Here is a 13,262-nt window from a genome sequence, read left to right as displayed (position 1 = left end):
CCAGAAGCTCTTCACCTGGCCAGATCAGCCACAACCGCATCAAGCACGACCATGCCGGCAGGTGTGGCGCGCAAACGAGAATTGCCTACGGGAGCCACAAGACCTTCCTCACGCAATACGGCGATGCGCTCGGGCGACAGCGGGCGACCGGTAAATTGCTCATAGCGCACCAGATCAATGCCTTCTGCCAGACGCAGTCCCATCAGCAGAAACTCATCTGCCTCTTCCGCCCGCGTCAGGGTTTCACCGCCGGTCACGCCATGCCCCTTGCGTTCGACAAGGTCGAGCCAGCCCTCAGGTGAGCGTTCGGTGAAGGTCACGGTCCGCCGCGTTCCCTCGCGAAAGCGCCCATGCGCGCCTGGGCCGACGCCCACATATTCACCATAGCGCCAGTAGATCAGATTGTGCTGGCTTTCAGAACCGGGTCGCGCATGGTTGGAGATCTCGTAGGCTGGCAGTCCATGGGCTGCAGTCACTTCCTGCGTCGCCGCATAAAGATCGGCAGCGCTGTCGGCATCAGGTATCACAAGCTTGCCGGCAGCCCGCAAGGCATGGAAAGGTGTGCCTTCCTCGATCGTCAGCTGATAGAGCGAAAGATGATCGGCCGCATACCCGATCGCCTCCTCCAACTCCCGGCGCCAGTCCTCGATCTTCTGGCCGGGACGTGCATAGATCAGGTCGAAGGAAAGACGCGGAAAATTCTCCCGCGCCAGCCTGATAGCCGTAAGGGCTTCTTCTACCGAATGCATGCGGCCCAGAAAGCGCAGATCACGGTCGTTGAGTGCCTGGACGCCTAGCGAGACGCGGTTGACGCCCACCTGCCGATAACCGCGGAACCGGTCTGCTTCCACGGAAGTCGGATTGGCCTCAAGCGTGATTTCGACGCCGTCAGGCACGTGCCAGTATTTGGCGATGGAATCGAGAATGCTGCCGACTGTCGCAGGCTCCATCAGGGACGGTGTGCCGCCACCCAGGAAAATGCTGCGCACGGTCCGGCTACCGGTGCGCGCCCGCATCGTTTCGATCTCGCGTGCAAAACCGTTTGCAAAGCGCGCCTGGTCCACCGGCTTGTGACGCACATGGCTGTTGAAGTCGCAATAGGGGCACTTCGCCGCGCAGAACGGCCAGTGCACATAGACCCCGAAGCCGGGATCCCTATTCAGCGTATCATTCATCAAAGGCTCAGCCTTGCCTCGGCAAATTTCTTGAAGGAGCGCGCTCGATGGGAAAGGGCGGTTGCCTGTCCGGGTTTCCAACCATGCTTCTGCTGCGAATCCATCTCACCGAATGTTATCTGATAGCCCGCGGGTTGGAAGACGGGATCATAGCCGAAGCCCATTTCGCCGCGTGGCGGCCAGACGAGATGGCCTTCAGCCTCGCCGCGATAGAACTCGGCTTCGCCATCGGGGAAACACAGGCACAGAACCGAGACGAAACGCCCGCGGCGCTGTTCGGGGGCATCGGCGCCCTTTTCCCTCAGCGCTTTTTCCACCTTGTCCATGGCTATCGCAAAGTCGCGGCTGCCATCGGGCTTGGTCGCCCAGTCAGCGGTGTAGACGCCGGGCGCACCATCCAGTGCATCAACGCAAAGACCGGAGTCGTCGGAGAGTGCAGGCAGGCCCGTCGCTTCTGCCGCAGCCTTGGCCTTGATCAGCGCATTCTGCTCGAATTCGCTGCCGGTTTCCTCCGGTTCACCAAGCCCGAGCTCGGCTGCCGAAACCACCTCGTAGCCGAAAGGCGAAAGCAACTCGGAAAACTCCCGCAGCTTGCCCTTGTTGTGGCTGGCCAGCACGAATTTGCGATTTGGTATCTCTCTCACGAAAGCCCCCAGATGCGTGGCTCGGCAAATTCCAGCGAATTGCCTGCCGGATCACGGAAATAGATGGAGCGCCCGCCATTGGGCCACTCGAAATCCGCTTCGATGAAAATGTTCAGTTCTTCCAGATGCGTCTTCCATCGCGCGATTTCTTCCGCGCTGGCCGAAAAGCAAAGATGGCCCGGACCCTTCGCCCCGTGAGGCGGGACCGGCAAAGGGGCATCATCGGCAGGTGGTGTCTGCGTGGCCTCGGCGTTGAAGAGAAGCAGCACCATCTCTCCACAACGGAAGAAGACATGCCGCCCCTCGACGCGGACGATGCGCTCGAGCCCAAGCACATCCGCGTAGAAGCGCTCCGCCTCATCGAGGTCGTTCACATAAAGAGCGGCTTCTAGAATGCCCCTGGCCTGCACGTCTTGTTCACCCGCTTCAGGCAACAGCCATTTTCTGCAGCTCGACCAGACGCTTGATGCCCTGCTTCGCAAGACCCATCAGCTGGCCGAATTGATCCTCGGAAAAGGCCTCGCCTTCCGCCGTGCCCTGAATTTCCACGATACCGCCCTTGCCGGTCATGACAAAATTCGCATCCGTTTCGGCAGCGGAGTCCTCCGCATAGTCGAGATCCAGAACCGGGTTGCCGTCGTAGATGCCACAGGAAATGGCAGCGACGTGATCCTTGAGCACCCGCTCGATATTGATCATCTGGCGTGCGTGCATCCAGGTCAGGCAGTCGTGAAGGGCGACGAAACCGCCCGTAATGGCTGCGGTGCGTGTACCGCCATCAGCCTGGATGACATCGCAATCGACCGTGATCTGCATCTCGCCGAGCGCCTGCAGGTCCACGACCGAGCGCAGCGAGCGCCCGATCAGACGCTGGATTTCGAGCGTGCGCCCGCCCTGCTTGCCACTGGAGGCTTCACGGCGCATGCGGTCGCCGGTCGAACGCGGCAGCATGCCATATTCGGCCGTCACCCAGCCCTTGCCCGAATTGCGCAGCCATCCGGGAACGCGTTCTTCGAGGCTGGCGGTGCACAGCACATGGGTGTCCCCGAACTTCACCATGCAGGAGCCTTCAGCGTGCTTGGAGACGCCTCGCTCAAAGCTGATGGCGCGCATCTCGTCGGGCTGCCTTTTGGAAGGTCTCATCTAAGCGTCTCTCCGCTAGCGGTTCGGGGCATGGTTAATCGACCGGCTTGTAACTTTCTTGGTCTGACGACGCAAAGGAAAACCGCTGCAACCGCTCCCCGCCAGTTGTGTTTATGCGCTCGCCGCATATATTTTACGGCAGGAGTATCAGCGCAATGACGAAGCCTATCACCGACCGAGATCTGAGTTCGCTCGACGCGCGCTCTCGCGATATTTTCCGCCTGATCGTCGAGACCTATCTCAACGAGGGGGAGCCCCTCGGTTCACGCAATCTTTCCCGCCTTTTGCCCAATCAGCTCTCGCCGGCGACAGTACGCAATGTGATGAGCGATCTGGAGCATCTGGGGCTCATTTATGCGCCGCATGTCTCCGCTGGTCGCCTGCCAACGCAGCAGGGCCTGCGTTTTTTCGTCGATGCCTTCATGGAAATCGGCGATCTGTCGGAAGACGAGCGTCGCGTGATCGAGGCGCAGGTCAATGCCGCCGGCCGCAGCCAGTCGCTCGAGCATATGCTGACCGAAGCCAGCCAGATGCTATCGGGCCTGTCGCGCGGCGCGGGACTCGTGCTGGCAACGAAGACTGAAGCTGCGCTCAAGCACATGGAGTTCATCCAGCTTGAGCCGCGCAAGGCGCTGGCCGTCCTTGTTTCGCAAAATGGCGATGTGGAGAACCGTGTCATCGATTTGCCGGCCGGCGTCACGGCCTCGCAATTGGCAGAAGCGTCCAACTTCCTGAATGCCCATATCCGGGGCCGCACGCTGGGTGAGGCGCGCAGCGAAATCTCCCGACTGCATGAAGAGACGCGCATGGCGCTCGACAAGCTGTCCCAAGCGCTGGTGGAGCAGGGGCTTGCCGTGTGGTCCGATGCGGGCGAGGGGCAGCCCGCCCGCCTCATTGTCCGGGGCCGCGCAAATCTTCTGGAAAACATCAATGCCGATGGCGACCTCGATCTCCTGCGTCACCTTTTCGAGGACCTGGAAACGAAAGAGGGGCTGGTTCAACTGCTCGACCTAGCCGAGGAAGGACACGGCGTGCGCATCTTCATCGGTTCGGAAAACAAGCTTTTCTCGCTTTCGGGATCATCGCTTGTTGTTGCGCCCTATCGCGACCAGGAGTCCCGCGTCATCGGCGCCTTGGGCGTGATCGGCCCGACCCGGCTCAATTATGCCCGCATCGTGCCGATGGTGGACTATACTGCCCAGTTGGTAGGGCGCCTGCTGCGCTAGACGCCCTTGATTTTCAGGCGTCAAACCTCGATATGCGGCGCGAAATGAAGTTTTCACGAGAGACAGACAGCCAATGACAACGCACCCAAAGCACGACAACGACCTGAACCTGGAAGAGGCGAATGCCAATGCCCAGGCTGAGGACGAGAATGTAGCCGCTGAGGGCGAGGCTGAAGGCGAAGTTTCGGAAGAGGACGTGCTTCTCAAGCTTGCCCGCGAAAATGAAGAGCTGAAAGAGCAGAATCTGCGTCTGGTTGCCGAGATGGAAAATCTGCGCAAGCGCACGCAGCGTGAAGTTGCCGATGCTCGCACTTTCGGTATAGCCGGCTTTGCCCGCGACATGCTGACCGTTTCCGACAATCTGCAGCGCGCCCTCGGTGCGATCACGCCCGAACAGCGCGAGACTGCCGAGCCGGTTCTCAAGTCGCTCGCCGAAGGCGTTGAGATGACCGAACGCTCAATGCTGTCCACGCTCGAGCGCCATGGCGTGAAGCGCCTCAATCCTGAAGGCGAGCGTTTCGATCCCAATTTTCATCAGGCAATGTTCGAGGTCCCCAACCCCGATGTTGCTGCCAATACGGTCGTTCAGGTCGTACAGCCCGGCTACGTCATCGGCGAGCGTGTGCTGCGCCCGGCCATGGTTGGCGTCTCGAAGGGCGGACCGAAGGCTTCCGCTGAAAAGCAGCAGGCCGACGCGGAGCAGGCAAGCTCCGGCGACGCTTCCTGATGGCCTGACCGGCCATGATGCCGCTCATGCTGCTGGATTACGCCGGGGTGGCGGTTTTCGCCGCCACCGGCGCCCTTGCCGCCTCGCGCAAGCAGCTCGACATGATCGGCTTCCTCTTCTTTGCCGGCATCACGGGGACGGGGGGTGGCACATTGCGCGATCTCGTGCTCGGCCTGCCTGTCTTCTGGGTGGTCAACCCCGCTTATGTGATCGTCAGTGCGGTGATAGGCGTATTGGTCTTCTTCACCGCCCATCTGGTTGAATCACGCTATCGCCTTCTGCTCTGGCTCGATGCCGTTGGCCTGTCGGCCTATGGCGTGCTCGGTGCTGCCAAGGGGCTGGCAGCCTCGGGTTCCGTGCCGGTGGCACTGATCACGGGCATGATGACTGCGACCTTCGGCGGCATATTACGCGACCTTCTGGCCGGTGAACCGTCGGTCCTGCTGCGTTCCGAGATTTACGTCACCGCTGCCCTTGCCGGTGCCGCGGTCTATGTTGCGGCTGTTCTTCTGGGGCTGGCGGTCATACCGGCCGCAGCGCTTGCCTTCACTGCCGCCTTCATCGTTCGCGGTGGCGGCATGCGCTATGGCTGGTCCATACCCCGCTACAAACCACGCCCCGGACGCAAGCCGGAAGACATTCTCTGACCCTTACAGAAGCCCTGCCTGCTCGGCATCGCTTTTAAGGCTGGTCTGCAGCCGCGGGCCGATCTGGCCGATCACGCGGCTTGCAGCCATGGAGCCGAGCTTCCCGCTCTGCCCGAGGCTTTTGCCATTCGTGTAGCCGAACAGAAAGCCGGCAGCATAGAGATCGCCTGCGCCGGTCGTGTCCACCACCTCGGGCACCCTGACGGGCTCGATCTCAACGGTTTCATCCCCGCGCACGACGATGGAGCCGCGCTCCGACAGCGTGACGCAGGCGAGGTCGCAGTCCTTGCGGATCGCTGCCAGTGCCTCTTCAAAGCTGGAGGTTTCGTAGAGCGAGGCAAGCTCGTGCTCGTTGGCGAAGACGATGTTCACGGTCTTCGAACGCATGAGTTCGAGAAATTCTGCTCGGTAGCGGTCCACGCAGAACGGGTCGGAAAGCGACATGGCGACTTCGCGTCCGGCCTCATGCGCCAGTTCGGCGGTCATCCGGATCGCTTCCTTGGCGCGTGGCGGATCCCACAGATAGCCTTCAAAATAGGTGACTTTGGCGGATTTCGCCTTGTCCGCTTCGACATCTTCCGGCCCAAGCTCCACGCAAGATCCCAGATAGGTGTTCATCGAGCGCTCGCCATCGGGCGTGACGAAGATCATGGAGCGCGCCGTTGGTGGTTCGCCTTCAAGCGGTCTGGTGTCGAATGCCACACCCTGTGCGCGGATATCATGCGTGTAGATTTCGCCCAGATGATCGCGCGAGACCTTGCCGAAATACGCGGCCTTGCCACCGAAACTCGCCACACCCGCAGCCGTGTTGCCGGCACTACCGCCGGAGGTTTCGATCGCCGGCCCCATCCGCTCGTAAAGAAGCGCTGCGCGCTCGGCATCGACAAGGTTCATCGTGCCCCGCCGGATATCGTTCTCCACGAGAAACGCCTCGTCGCAACGGGCAATGATGTCCACAATGGCATTGCCGATGCACAGGACGTCGAATTCGCTCATGAAGCTCTCCAGCAGGTCAGAGGATCTGGGTCAGTCGTTCCGCGAGCGTGTTTAGCGCCTGCAGCCGCGGATTGGAACCGCCAACAGCGCAGAGGCTGCCTTGCGTGCGAATGTCAGACTGCTTATCTGCAGTGGCGAGCGAAACGTTCGACCGGGGATCTACGACACCTATGATCATTGATGCCGCCAGGGCGGCGGCAGGGCAGCTCTTTACCACGCCCTTCCGCTCTGCCTTCTACAAGACGCTCGGGCTGACGCTCCTGGTCATCGCGGGTCTGTGGTTCGGTCTTCGCGAACTCTTCGATTTCTACATCCTGCCGCTTTTGCAGGTCTTCATGCCGGACCTGCCGTCCTGGGCAGGCTGGCTTGGCCTTGTTGCAGGTCTTGCCGCGGGCATCGGTCTGGCGCTCGCGCTTGCGCTGCTGATCGCGCCGATAACGGCAATCATCGCCGGGCTTTTTCTGGACGATGTGGCAGAGGCGGTAGAGAAGACCGATTACGCGCAGGACCCGCCCGGCAAGCCGGTACCTCTCGTTCCGGCCATCATCATGTCCCTGAAGTTCTTCGGTGTCGTCATCCTCGGCAACCTGTTCGCCTTGCTTCTGCTCCTGGTGCCGGGCGTTAACGTGATCGCCTTCTTCATCGTCAACGGCTACCTGCTTGGCCGGGAATTCTTCGAATTTGCCGCCATGCGCTTCCGCACGGAGGCCGAGGCCAAGGCCCTGCGGCGCAGGCATGCGAGTACGGTCTTCATGGGCGGGCTGGTCATCGCAGGCTTTCTGGCCATCCCCTTCGTCAACCTCCTGACGCCGCTCTTTGCAGCAGCCATGATGGTGCATCTTCACAAGATGATCACGCATTCCGCGCATGATACGGACGCTAAATCCGGGGGAACGCACGCATGACGGATCTCGTTCTGGCGATACTGCACCACCTTTTGGTGTTCCTGCTCGCCTTCATCATCGCTGCCGAATTCGTCCTGATGAAATCGGACATGTCACTGCGGGACCTGAAGATCCTCACACATATAGACCGGATGTATGGACTTGTTGCCATGCTGGTTCTGGCGGTTGGTGCTGCCCGCGTCGCTTTCGGCCTGCGGGGCTGGGAGTTCTACGCGGCCAACCACGCCTTCTGGGGCAAGATCGCAGCCTTTGCCATTGTCGGGCTGCTCTCGGTCAAGCCGACACTCGCCATCCTGCGCTGGAGCAGGCAGGCGAAGGAGGCGGGGTTCCAAATGCCGGTGGCCGAAATCAAGGCAATGCGGCGCTTCCTGGTGGCCGAAATCGCGGTTTTTGCCCTCATCCCGGTCTTCGCCGCCATGATGGCCCGAGATTTCGGCTGACGTGACCTAAGCCGCCTGCTCATCCGCAATCGGCACGAGCGGCGCCGGGATATCCGTCGTCTTTTCCGGTGCCTTGCAGAGATCGGCAATCACACAGGCTTCACAGTCGGGCTTGCGCGACTTGCACACATAGCGCCCGTGCAGGATCAGCCAGTGATGGGCATGGAAGAGATATTCTTCCGGAATGACCTTCATCAGCGCGGCCTCGACGGCATCAGGGGTCTTGCCCGGCGCCAGCATGATGCGGTTGCCGATGCGCAGGATATGGGTGTCCACCGCCATGGTCGGCTGCCCGAAAGCCATGTTGAGCACAACATTCGCGGTCTTGCGGCCCACGCCCGGCAATTTCGTCAGGAGGTCGCGCTCGCCGGGCACTTCCCCGCCATGCTCGTCGATCAGCGCCTTGCTCAGCGCGATGACGTTTTTCGCCTTGTTGCGCCAAAGGCCGATGGTGCGGATATATTCGCCGACCTTTTCCTCGCCCAGCGCAAACATTTTCTCAGGCGTGTCGGCCACGGCGAACAGACCGCGTGTGGCCTTGTTCACGCCCGCATCGGTTGCCTGCGCAGACAGGACAACGGCTACCAGAAGCGTGAAGGCGTTCACATGCTCCAGCTCACCCTTCGGCTCCGGACGCTGCACCTTGAAGCGGCGGAAGATCTCCGTCAGCTCCTCGTGGGGATAGGCGGTCAGCGCCTTGCGTCGCGACACTTTGCGCTTCGCGGCCGACGCTTTGGCTGGTTTTTTCACCTTGGGCTTTTCCATGCGCCCTCTATAATCGCAATCATGAGCGAAACGAAAGCCGATGCCCCATTTTTCAGCGCGCTGCTGATGCCTCACCGCTCGCTTGGGCGGACAGGCTTTGTCGTGCTGATGACGGTGCTCGTCGTCTTCTGGCTGTCTCTTGGGGCGCTCTTTCTCAAGATGGGCGCCTGGCCGGTTTTTGGCTTTTTCGGGCTGGACGTACTGGCGATCTGGTTTGCTTTCCGGATGAATTACCGTGCCGCGCGCGTCCGGGAGGAAGTGACCCTGTCGCGCACAAATCTTCTCATCCGCAAGACCGCTCCTTCAGGCCGCGTGGAAGAGCATGGCTTCAATCCGTTCTGGACCCGCTTCCGCGTCGACCGTCATGAAGAGATAGGCGTGACCGACATGGCGGTGGAATCGCGTGAGCGCCGGGTGGCGCTTGGGAGTTTCCTCAACCCGGAGGAGCGTGAGAGCTTCGCAAGCGCCTTCGGGCAGGCTCTTGCAACGGCAAGGGGCCGCTGATCCGGTTTCGGGTGGCAGCGGCACGTCATTGGCGCGATAGTGCGGGCAGGGAGTGACAGATCATGAACCTGCAGACAGCCATTCTTCAAAGCGAGATCACGCCGCGCGGCAGCGATTACGAGATCATTCGCCGTGTGATCGAGAAGATCAGCCTCGATTATCGCGACCAGCCTTCATTGGAAGATCTGGCGCGGGATGTCGGGGAGCACCCGGCCACCCTGCAGAAGCTTTTCACCCGCTGGGCCGGGCTTACGCCGAAGGCTTTTCTCCAGGCTGTGACGCTCGACCATGCCCGGCGGCTGCTTGACGACGGAATGCCATTGCTCGAAGCGGCGATGGAGCTTGGCATGTCGGGACCGGGCCGTTTGCACGACCTATTTGTCACCCATGAGGCGATCTCGCCCGGCGAATACAAGAGCCGTGGCGCAGGCTTGGAAATCCGCTATGGCTTCCATGTCTCGCCCTTCGGCAGTGCGTTGATCATGGCAACCGAGCGCGGTCTTGCCGGCCTTGCCTTTGCAGATGAGGGCGGGGAAGCGGAAGCTTTCGCGGATATGAGCCGGCGGTGGCCTGCAGCGACCTATGTCGAGGATATGAGCGCCACCGCACCCTATACCCAACGCATTTTCGATCCATCACGCTGGAAGGCGGAAAAACCGCTGCGTGTGGTGCTCATTGGTACGGATTTTCAGGTGCAGGTCTGGCAGGCCTTGATGAAGATTCCGCTCGGGCGGGCAAAGGCCTATTCCGATATTGCCCGCGAGGTTGGCAAGCCGAAGGCCTCGCGCGCTGTGGGCGCAGCCATTGGCGCCAATCCGCTCTCATTCGTCGTGCCATGCCACCGCGCCGTCGGAAAATCAGGCGCGTTGACCGGCTATCACTGGGGTCTGACGCGAAAGCGCGCCATGCTCGGCTGGGAAGCTGCCCAACTCGAGCGCGGCTAGAGCCGCCCCAGCCGCTCCGTCAGATGCTGGAAGAAGCCTTCGTGGTCGATGTCGCGCATGAAGGTGGCATTGGCCGGACGGTCGGTGACCCCCCACCAGTCGGCCACCGTCATGCCCAGGGTTAGCTCGGAGGCGGTTTCGACCGTCACATTGCACTTGCGACCGGAAAACAGGTCCGGCTTCAACAGCCAGGCGATAACGCAGGGGTCATGCAGCGGCCCGCCATCCGATCCGTATTTCTCCTCGTCGAAGCGCTCGTAGAAAACGAGCATCTCCGCCGTCGCCTCGCCGACCCGCGTGCCAAGATTGCGAATGGCATCCACGCGCTTGCGCGTGGTCAGCGCCTTGTGGGTCACGTCGAGCGGCATCATGACGATGGGAACGCCCGAGCGCAGGACCACATCTGCCGCATGCGGATCAACATAGATGTTGAACTCGGCAGTCGGCGTGATGTTTCCGCCTTCAAAGAAGCCGCCGCCCATCAGCACGATCTGCTTGATGCGCGAAGCGATCTTCGGCTCACGGTTGAGTGCGAGTGCGATATTTGTGAGCGGACCGAGCGGGCAAAGCGTAACCGTACCCGGTTCGCGCTCCATCAATGTCTCCACGATGAAATCCACTGCATGCTGTTCCTGCAGCTTCATCTGCGGTTCGGGCAGCTCCGGACCGTCGAGGCCGGTTTTCCCGTGAACATGTTCCGCGGTCACGAGATCGCGTATCAGCGGCCGGCTTGCACCGGAATAGACTTTCACATCCGTGCGTCCTGCAAGCTCGCAAACCTTGCGTGCATTAACTTCCGTGAGCGCAAGCGGCACATTTCCCGCAACGGCGGTGATGCCCAGAACCTCAAGCTCCGAGCTTGCCAGGGCAAGCATGATGGCGACAGCGTCGTCCTGACCGGGATCGGTATCGATGATGATCGGCTGTGCCGCCATGAGCAGGGTTTCCTGTTCTTGAATCAGTTGAAGCGAGAGACCATATCAGTCTTGCAGACCGGAATGCCATTCGGGTTCCCGTCTGTCCACGTCGCTCTTTGAGGACAGGATGAAATGACGCGTATGACGCCCTTCTCGAACCCGCTCCTTCTGGGGTTCGACAGTATGGAAAAAACGCTGGAGCGTGTAGCGAAATCCGGCGACAGCTATCCACCCTACAATATCGAGCGCATTCGCGCGGATGAAGGCGAGGATGGCCCGGCCGAAAAGCTGCGCATCACGCTCGCGGTGGCAGGTTTCGGCGAACAGGATCTCGAGGTTGCGACCGAGGAGAACCAACTCGTGGTCCGAGGCCGGCAGGCCGATGACGAGGACCGAGAATATCTGCACCGCGGGATAGCAGCCCGTCAGTTCCAGCGTGTGTTCGTGCTGGCTGATGGAATGCGTGTTCGCAGCGCGGAACTGAAGAACGGGCTGTTGTCCATCGACCTCGATCGACCCCGTCCTGAACGCATGGTTCGCAAAATTAATATTTCGGTGCGGGACTAAATGGCGGTTCAGCCGTTAACCCGATACCGAATTGGGAGGCTCTCGTTGCAGTTGGTCATGAGGACGGCTGCCTGAAAGGAGGCTAGTAATGGTCGCGAATGAAAAGAAATTTGCCGTTACGGAACAGCAATTGGCTCATCTTGGCGAAGGCGCCGTAGCCTATATGCGCCAGATGGATGCGACCGAATTGCAGGGCGCATTTCCCGCCGTGTCGGAGATGATGGATATCGAGCCCGGTACCAAGCTTTGGGCAGTCTTTGGCGCGAATGGAGACCCCATCCTTCTTGCTGATGCGCGTGCAGCAGCGCTCGCGGGTGTGTTGCAGAACGATCTGCAGCCGGTCAGTCTTCATTAGACAATTGAATATCCGAGGCCGCGTTGAATGCGGCCTCGTTCATGCTGCGTTGGAGGCGGGTGCCTGAGCAAGAAGATTGTGTATGGCAGCAGCGTCATCCGTGCCGCGAATCTTGGCTGTGGTATCCGGATCGCGCAGCACGCGGGCAATCCGTGAAAGGGCCTTCAGGTGGTCCGCGCCTGCACCTTCCGGTGCAAGCAGCATGAACACGAGGTCGACGGGGCGATCATCCAGCGAATCAAACTCGACTGGGTGGTCGAGGCGCGCAAAGATACCCGTGATTTCGGAAATTCCCGCAAGTTTACCGTGTGGAATGGCAATGCCATTGCCCACCCCTGTGGATCCCAGGCGCTCGCGCTGAAGGATCGTATCGAAAATCTCGCGCTCTGTAAGGCCGGTAACGCTTGCCGCCTTTTCCGAAAGAAGCTGCAGAACCTGCTTCTTCGAATTCGCCTTCAGCGACGGCACGATCGCTGAAACCTCGATCAGATCACTGAGATCCATCATGTTATTCCTCTATTCCGGCAGTTGGGGCGGGTAGCCCCGCCCCTGCCAATCATTCGCCCGCTATATTGGACGGATCAATCCAGCCGATATTGCCATCTGCGCGGCGATAAACAATGTTCACCCCGTCGGTTCCCGCGTTGCGGAACACGAAAACAGGGCTGTCCTTTGTGTCGAGTTCGATCACGGCCGAGGCGACGGACATGGTCTTCAGCGGCATGCGTGATTCGGCCACCACCGTTGGCGCGAAATCTTCTGCCACTTCTTCTTCTTCATCCGCCACCGGCGACATGATGCGGTAGGCGATGTCCATCGGATCGATGCCATTGCCACCGGTCGCATGGGACTTGAGCTTGCGCTTGTAGCGGCGCAGCCGCTTCTCGATTCGCTCTGCTGCGGCATCAAAAGCCGGCTGCGGCTCCTGCGCCTGGCCGGTCGCCTGGAACACCATTCCGGTATCAAGATGAACGGTGCAGTCTGCCGAAAAGCGCTGCCCGGCTTTCTCAACCGTCACCCGGCCCGAAAAGCCCCCATCGAAATATTTGTCGACGGCTTCGTTGATCCTGGTCTCGATGCGTTCGCGGAACGCATCACCGATGTCCATATGCTTGCCGGAAATTCGGAGGCTCATGAGATGACAGACCTTCCTTCAATGTGATTTTACGGAATGCAAGTTTATACGTGTGGCCTACGCGCACAAGGTTTCGGCACCACTCACCACGCTTCGTTGCCCGTAAATCGCGTTTCTGGTCTCGAGCCGATTGGAACAGGTTGGCCACTTCAAGTTCAGCCACCCTCGCTGC

General features: G+C 60.5%; 18 protein-coding genes. 9 read left to right on the top strand and 9 right to left on the bottom strand.

Features of this window, described 5'->3' with window-relative positions; all coding sequences use genetic code 11:
- Nucleotides 1–11: 11 nt before the first annotated feature.
- Genes hemW through rph form a run of 4 tightly spaced genes read right to left on the bottom strand, consistent with a single transcriptional unit; the run spans nt 12 to nt 2,962 of the window.
- Nucleotides 12–1,175 carry a radical SAM family heme chaperone HemW gene (hemW, locus tag EL18_RS12845; RefSeq protein ID WP_036485083.1) on the bottom strand — a complete coding sequence of 388 codons (1,164 nt, stop codon included), beginning with the start codon at nt 1,173–1,175 and terminating at the stop codon, nt 12–14.
- Complete coding sequence (gene rdgB, locus EL18_RS12840) at nt 1,175–1,819, bottom strand: RdgB/HAM1 family non-canonical purine NTP pyrophosphatase (RefSeq protein ID WP_036485080.1); 645 nt, start codon at nt 1,817–1,819, stop codon at nt 1,175–1,177. The genes hemW and rdgB overlap by 1 nt, the downstream gene beginning before the upstream one ends.
- Nucleotides 1,816–2,229, bottom strand: coding sequence for a VOC family protein (locus EL18_RS12835; protein ID WP_036486331.1), 414 nt, complete (start codon nt 2,227–2,229; stop codon nt 1,816–1,818). Before EL18_RS12835 ends, rdgB begins: the two co-directional genes overlap by 4 nt.
- A gap of 16 nt (nt 2,230–2,245) precedes the next feature.
- Nucleotides 2,246–2,962, bottom strand: a complete 717-nt coding sequence (rph, locus tag EL18_RS12830; protein ID WP_036485077.1) for a ribonuclease PH — start codon at nt 2,960–2,962, stop codon at nt 2,246–2,248.
- 155 nt (nt 2,963–3,117) lie between these two features.
- On the opposite strand from rph, the gene hrcA reads away from it, so the two are divergent.
- From hrcA to EL18_RS12815, 3 genes are all read left to right on the top strand, one after another.
- The gene (gene hrcA, locus EL18_RS12825; RefSeq protein ID WP_036485075.1) at nt 3,118–4,188 is read left to right on the top strand and encodes a heat-inducible transcriptional repressor HrcA; all 1,071 of its coding nucleotides are present in this window, start codon (nt 3,118–3,120) and stop codon (nt 4,186–4,188) included.
- A gap of 73 nt (nt 4,189–4,261) precedes the next feature.
- Complete coding sequence (gene grpE / locus EL18_RS12820; RefSeq protein ID WP_051914241.1) at nt 4,262–4,915, top strand: nucleotide exchange factor GrpE; 654 nt, start codon at nt 4,262–4,264, stop codon at nt 4,913–4,915.
- A 14-nt stretch (nt 4,916–4,929) separates the two neighbouring features.
- The gene (locus EL18_RS12815) at nt 4,930–5,562 is read left to right on the top strand and encodes a trimeric intracellular cation channel family protein (RefSeq protein ID WP_036485072.1); all 633 of its coding nucleotides are present in this window, start codon (nt 4,930–4,932) and stop codon (nt 5,560–5,562) included.
- Nucleotides 5,563–5,565: 3 nt separating this feature from the next.
- On the opposite strand, the gene EL18_RS12810 is transcribed toward EL18_RS12815, so the two are convergent.
- A complete protein-coding gene (locus EL18_RS12810) occupies nt 5,566–6,558 on the bottom strand; it encodes an adenosine kinase (protein WP_036485070.1) in 993 nt (330 codons plus the stop codon).
- A 170-nt stretch (nt 6,559–6,728) separates the two neighbouring features.
- On the opposite strand from EL18_RS12810, the gene EL18_RS12805 reads away from it, so the two are divergent.
- Nucleotides 6,729–7,463 carry a sulfate transporter family protein gene (locus tag EL18_RS12805; RefSeq protein WP_036485067.1) on the top strand — a complete coding sequence of 245 codons (735 nt, stop codon included), beginning with the start codon at nt 6,729–6,731 and terminating at the stop codon, nt 7,461–7,463.
- Nucleotides 7,460–7,903 carry a DUF2214 family protein gene (locus EL18_RS12800; protein WP_036485064.1) on the top strand — a complete coding sequence of 148 codons (444 nt, stop codon included), beginning with the start codon at nt 7,460–7,462 and terminating at the stop codon, nt 7,901–7,903. The genes EL18_RS12805 and EL18_RS12800 overlap by 4 nt, the downstream gene beginning before the upstream one ends.
- A gap of 6 nt (nt 7,904–7,909) precedes the next feature.
- Here the strand turns inward: EL18_RS12800 and nth are convergent, their stop codons facing one another.
- Nucleotides 7,910–8,668 carry an endonuclease III gene (gene nth / locus EL18_RS12795; protein WP_036485054.1) on the bottom strand — a complete coding sequence of 253 codons (759 nt, stop codon included), beginning with the start codon at nt 8,666–8,668 and terminating at the stop codon, nt 7,910–7,912.
- A gap of 21 nt (nt 8,669–8,689) precedes the next feature.
- Here nth and EL18_RS12790 point away from each other — a divergent pair, with 21 nt between their 5' ends.
- Complete coding sequence (locus tag EL18_RS12790; RefSeq protein WP_036485052.1) at nt 8,690–9,172, top strand: DUF2244 domain-containing protein; 483 nt, start codon at nt 8,690–8,692, stop codon at nt 9,170–9,172.
- Between the two features lie 62 nt (nt 9,173–9,234).
- Nucleotides 9,235–10,116, top strand: coding sequence for a methylated-DNA--[protein]-cysteine S-methyltransferase (locus EL18_RS12785; protein WP_036485051.1), 882 nt, complete (start codon nt 9,235–9,237; stop codon nt 10,114–10,116).
- Here the strand turns inward: EL18_RS12785 and EL18_RS12780 are convergent.
- On the bottom strand, nt 10,113–11,051 hold the full coding sequence (locus EL18_RS12780) for a nucleoside hydrolase (protein ID WP_036485049.1): 939 nt from the start codon (nt 11,049–11,051) through the stop codon (nt 10,113–10,115). The two genes, EL18_RS12785 and EL18_RS12780, sit on opposite strands and share 4 nt — an antisense overlap.
- Before the next feature lie 114 nt (nt 11,052–11,165).
- Between EL18_RS12780 and EL18_RS12775 the strand changes: the two genes are divergently transcribed.
- Together EL18_RS12775 and EL18_RS12770 are read left to right on the top strand one after the other, a co-directional pair.
- The gene (locus tag EL18_RS12775) at nt 11,166–11,600 is read left to right on the top strand and encodes an Hsp20 family protein (RefSeq protein ID WP_036485046.1); all 435 of its coding nucleotides are present in this window, start codon (nt 11,166–11,168) and stop codon (nt 11,598–11,600) included.
- Between the two features lie 88 nt (nt 11,601–11,688).
- Entirely contained in the window at nt 11,689–11,955 is a 267-nt protein-coding gene (locus tag EL18_RS12770) for a BQ00720 family protein (protein WP_036485043.1), read from the top strand.
- Nucleotides 11,956–11,994: 39 nt separating this feature from the next.
- On the opposite strand, the gene ptsN is transcribed toward EL18_RS12770, so the two are convergent.
- Nucleotides 11,995–12,459: a PTS IIA-like nitrogen regulatory protein PtsN gene (gene ptsN, locus EL18_RS12765; RefSeq protein ID WP_036486327.1), complete on the bottom strand. Its 465-nt coding sequence runs from the start codon at nt 12,457–12,459 to the stop codon at nt 11,995–11,997.
- Between the two features lie 52 nt (nt 12,460–12,511).
- Entirely contained in the window at nt 12,512–13,090 is a 579-nt protein-coding gene (gene hpf / locus EL18_RS12760; RefSeq protein ID WP_036485041.1) for a ribosome hibernation-promoting factor, HPF/YfiA family, read from the bottom strand.
- Between the last annotated feature and the right edge of the window lie 172 nt (nt 13,091–13,262).

The organism is Nitratireductor basaltis (genome assembly GCF_000733725.1).
Lineage (GTDB): Bacteria > Pseudomonadota > Alphaproteobacteria > Rhizobiales > Rhizobiaceae > Chelativorans > Chelativorans basaltis.
The sequence above is the reverse complement of the archived record's forward strand: the minus strand, read 5'-3'. Positions and strand labels throughout refer to the sequence as shown.

Excerpts from the sequence above, each read along its gene's own strand:
- EL18_RS12785 (WP_036485051.1), top strand. The coding sequence starts at position 9,235 with ATGAACCTGCAGACAGCCATTCTTCAAAGCGAGATCACGCCGCGCGGC.
- EL18_RS12780 (WP_036485049.1), bottom strand. The coding sequence starts at position 11,051 with ATGGCGGCACAGCCGATCATCATCGATACCGATCCCGGTCAGGACGAC.
- EL18_RS12790 (WP_036485052.1), top strand. The coding sequence starts at position 8,690 with ATGAGCGAAACGAAAGCCGATGCCCCATTTTTCAGCGCGCTGCTGATG.
- EL18_RS12770 (WP_036485043.1), top strand. The coding sequence starts at position 11,689 with ATGGTCGCGAATGAAAAGAAATTTGCCGTTACGGAACAGCAATTGGCT.
- EL18_RS12805 (WP_036485067.1), top strand. The coding sequence starts at position 6,729 with ATGATCATTGATGCCGCCAGGGCGGCGGCAGGGCAGCTCTTTACCACG.
- rph (WP_036485077.1), bottom strand. The coding sequence starts at position 2,962 with ATGAGACCTTCCAAAAGGCAGCCCGACGAGATGCGCGCCATCAGCTTT.
- ptsN (WP_036486327.1), bottom strand. The coding sequence starts at position 12,459 with ATGGATCTCAGTGATCTGATCGAGGTTTCAGCGATCGTGCCGTCGCTG.
- EL18_RS12815 (WP_036485072.1), top strand. The coding sequence starts at position 4,930 with ATGATGCCGCTCATGCTGCTGGATTACGCCGGGGTGGCGGTTTTCGCC.
- hemW (WP_036485083.1), bottom strand. The coding sequence starts at position 1,175 with ATGAATGATACGCTGAATAGGGATCCCGGCTTCGGGGTCTATGTGCAC.
- EL18_RS12810 (WP_036485070.1), bottom strand. The coding sequence starts at position 6,558 with ATGAGCGAATTCGACGTCCTGTGCATCGGCAATGCCATTGTGGACATC.
- grpE (WP_051914241.1), top strand. The coding sequence starts at position 4,262 with ATGACAACGCACCCAAAGCACGACAACGACCTGAACCTGGAAGAGGCG.
- hpf (WP_036485041.1), bottom strand. The coding sequence starts at position 13,090 with ATGAGCCTCCGAATTTCCGGCAAGCATATGGACATCGGTGATGCGTTC.
- nth (WP_036485054.1), bottom strand. The coding sequence starts at position 8,668 with ATGGAAAAGCCCAAGGTGAAAAAACCAGCCAAAGCGTCGGCCGCGAAG.
- hrcA (WP_036485075.1), top strand. The coding sequence starts at position 3,118 with ATGACGAAGCCTATCACCGACCGAGATCTGAGTTCGCTCGACGCGCGC.
- EL18_RS12800 (WP_036485064.1), top strand. The coding sequence starts at position 7,460 with ATGACGGATCTCGTTCTGGCGATACTGCACCACCTTTTGGTGTTCCTG.
- EL18_RS12775 (WP_036485046.1), top strand. The coding sequence starts at position 11,166 with ATGACGCGTATGACGCCCTTCTCGAACCCGCTCCTTCTGGGGTTCGAC.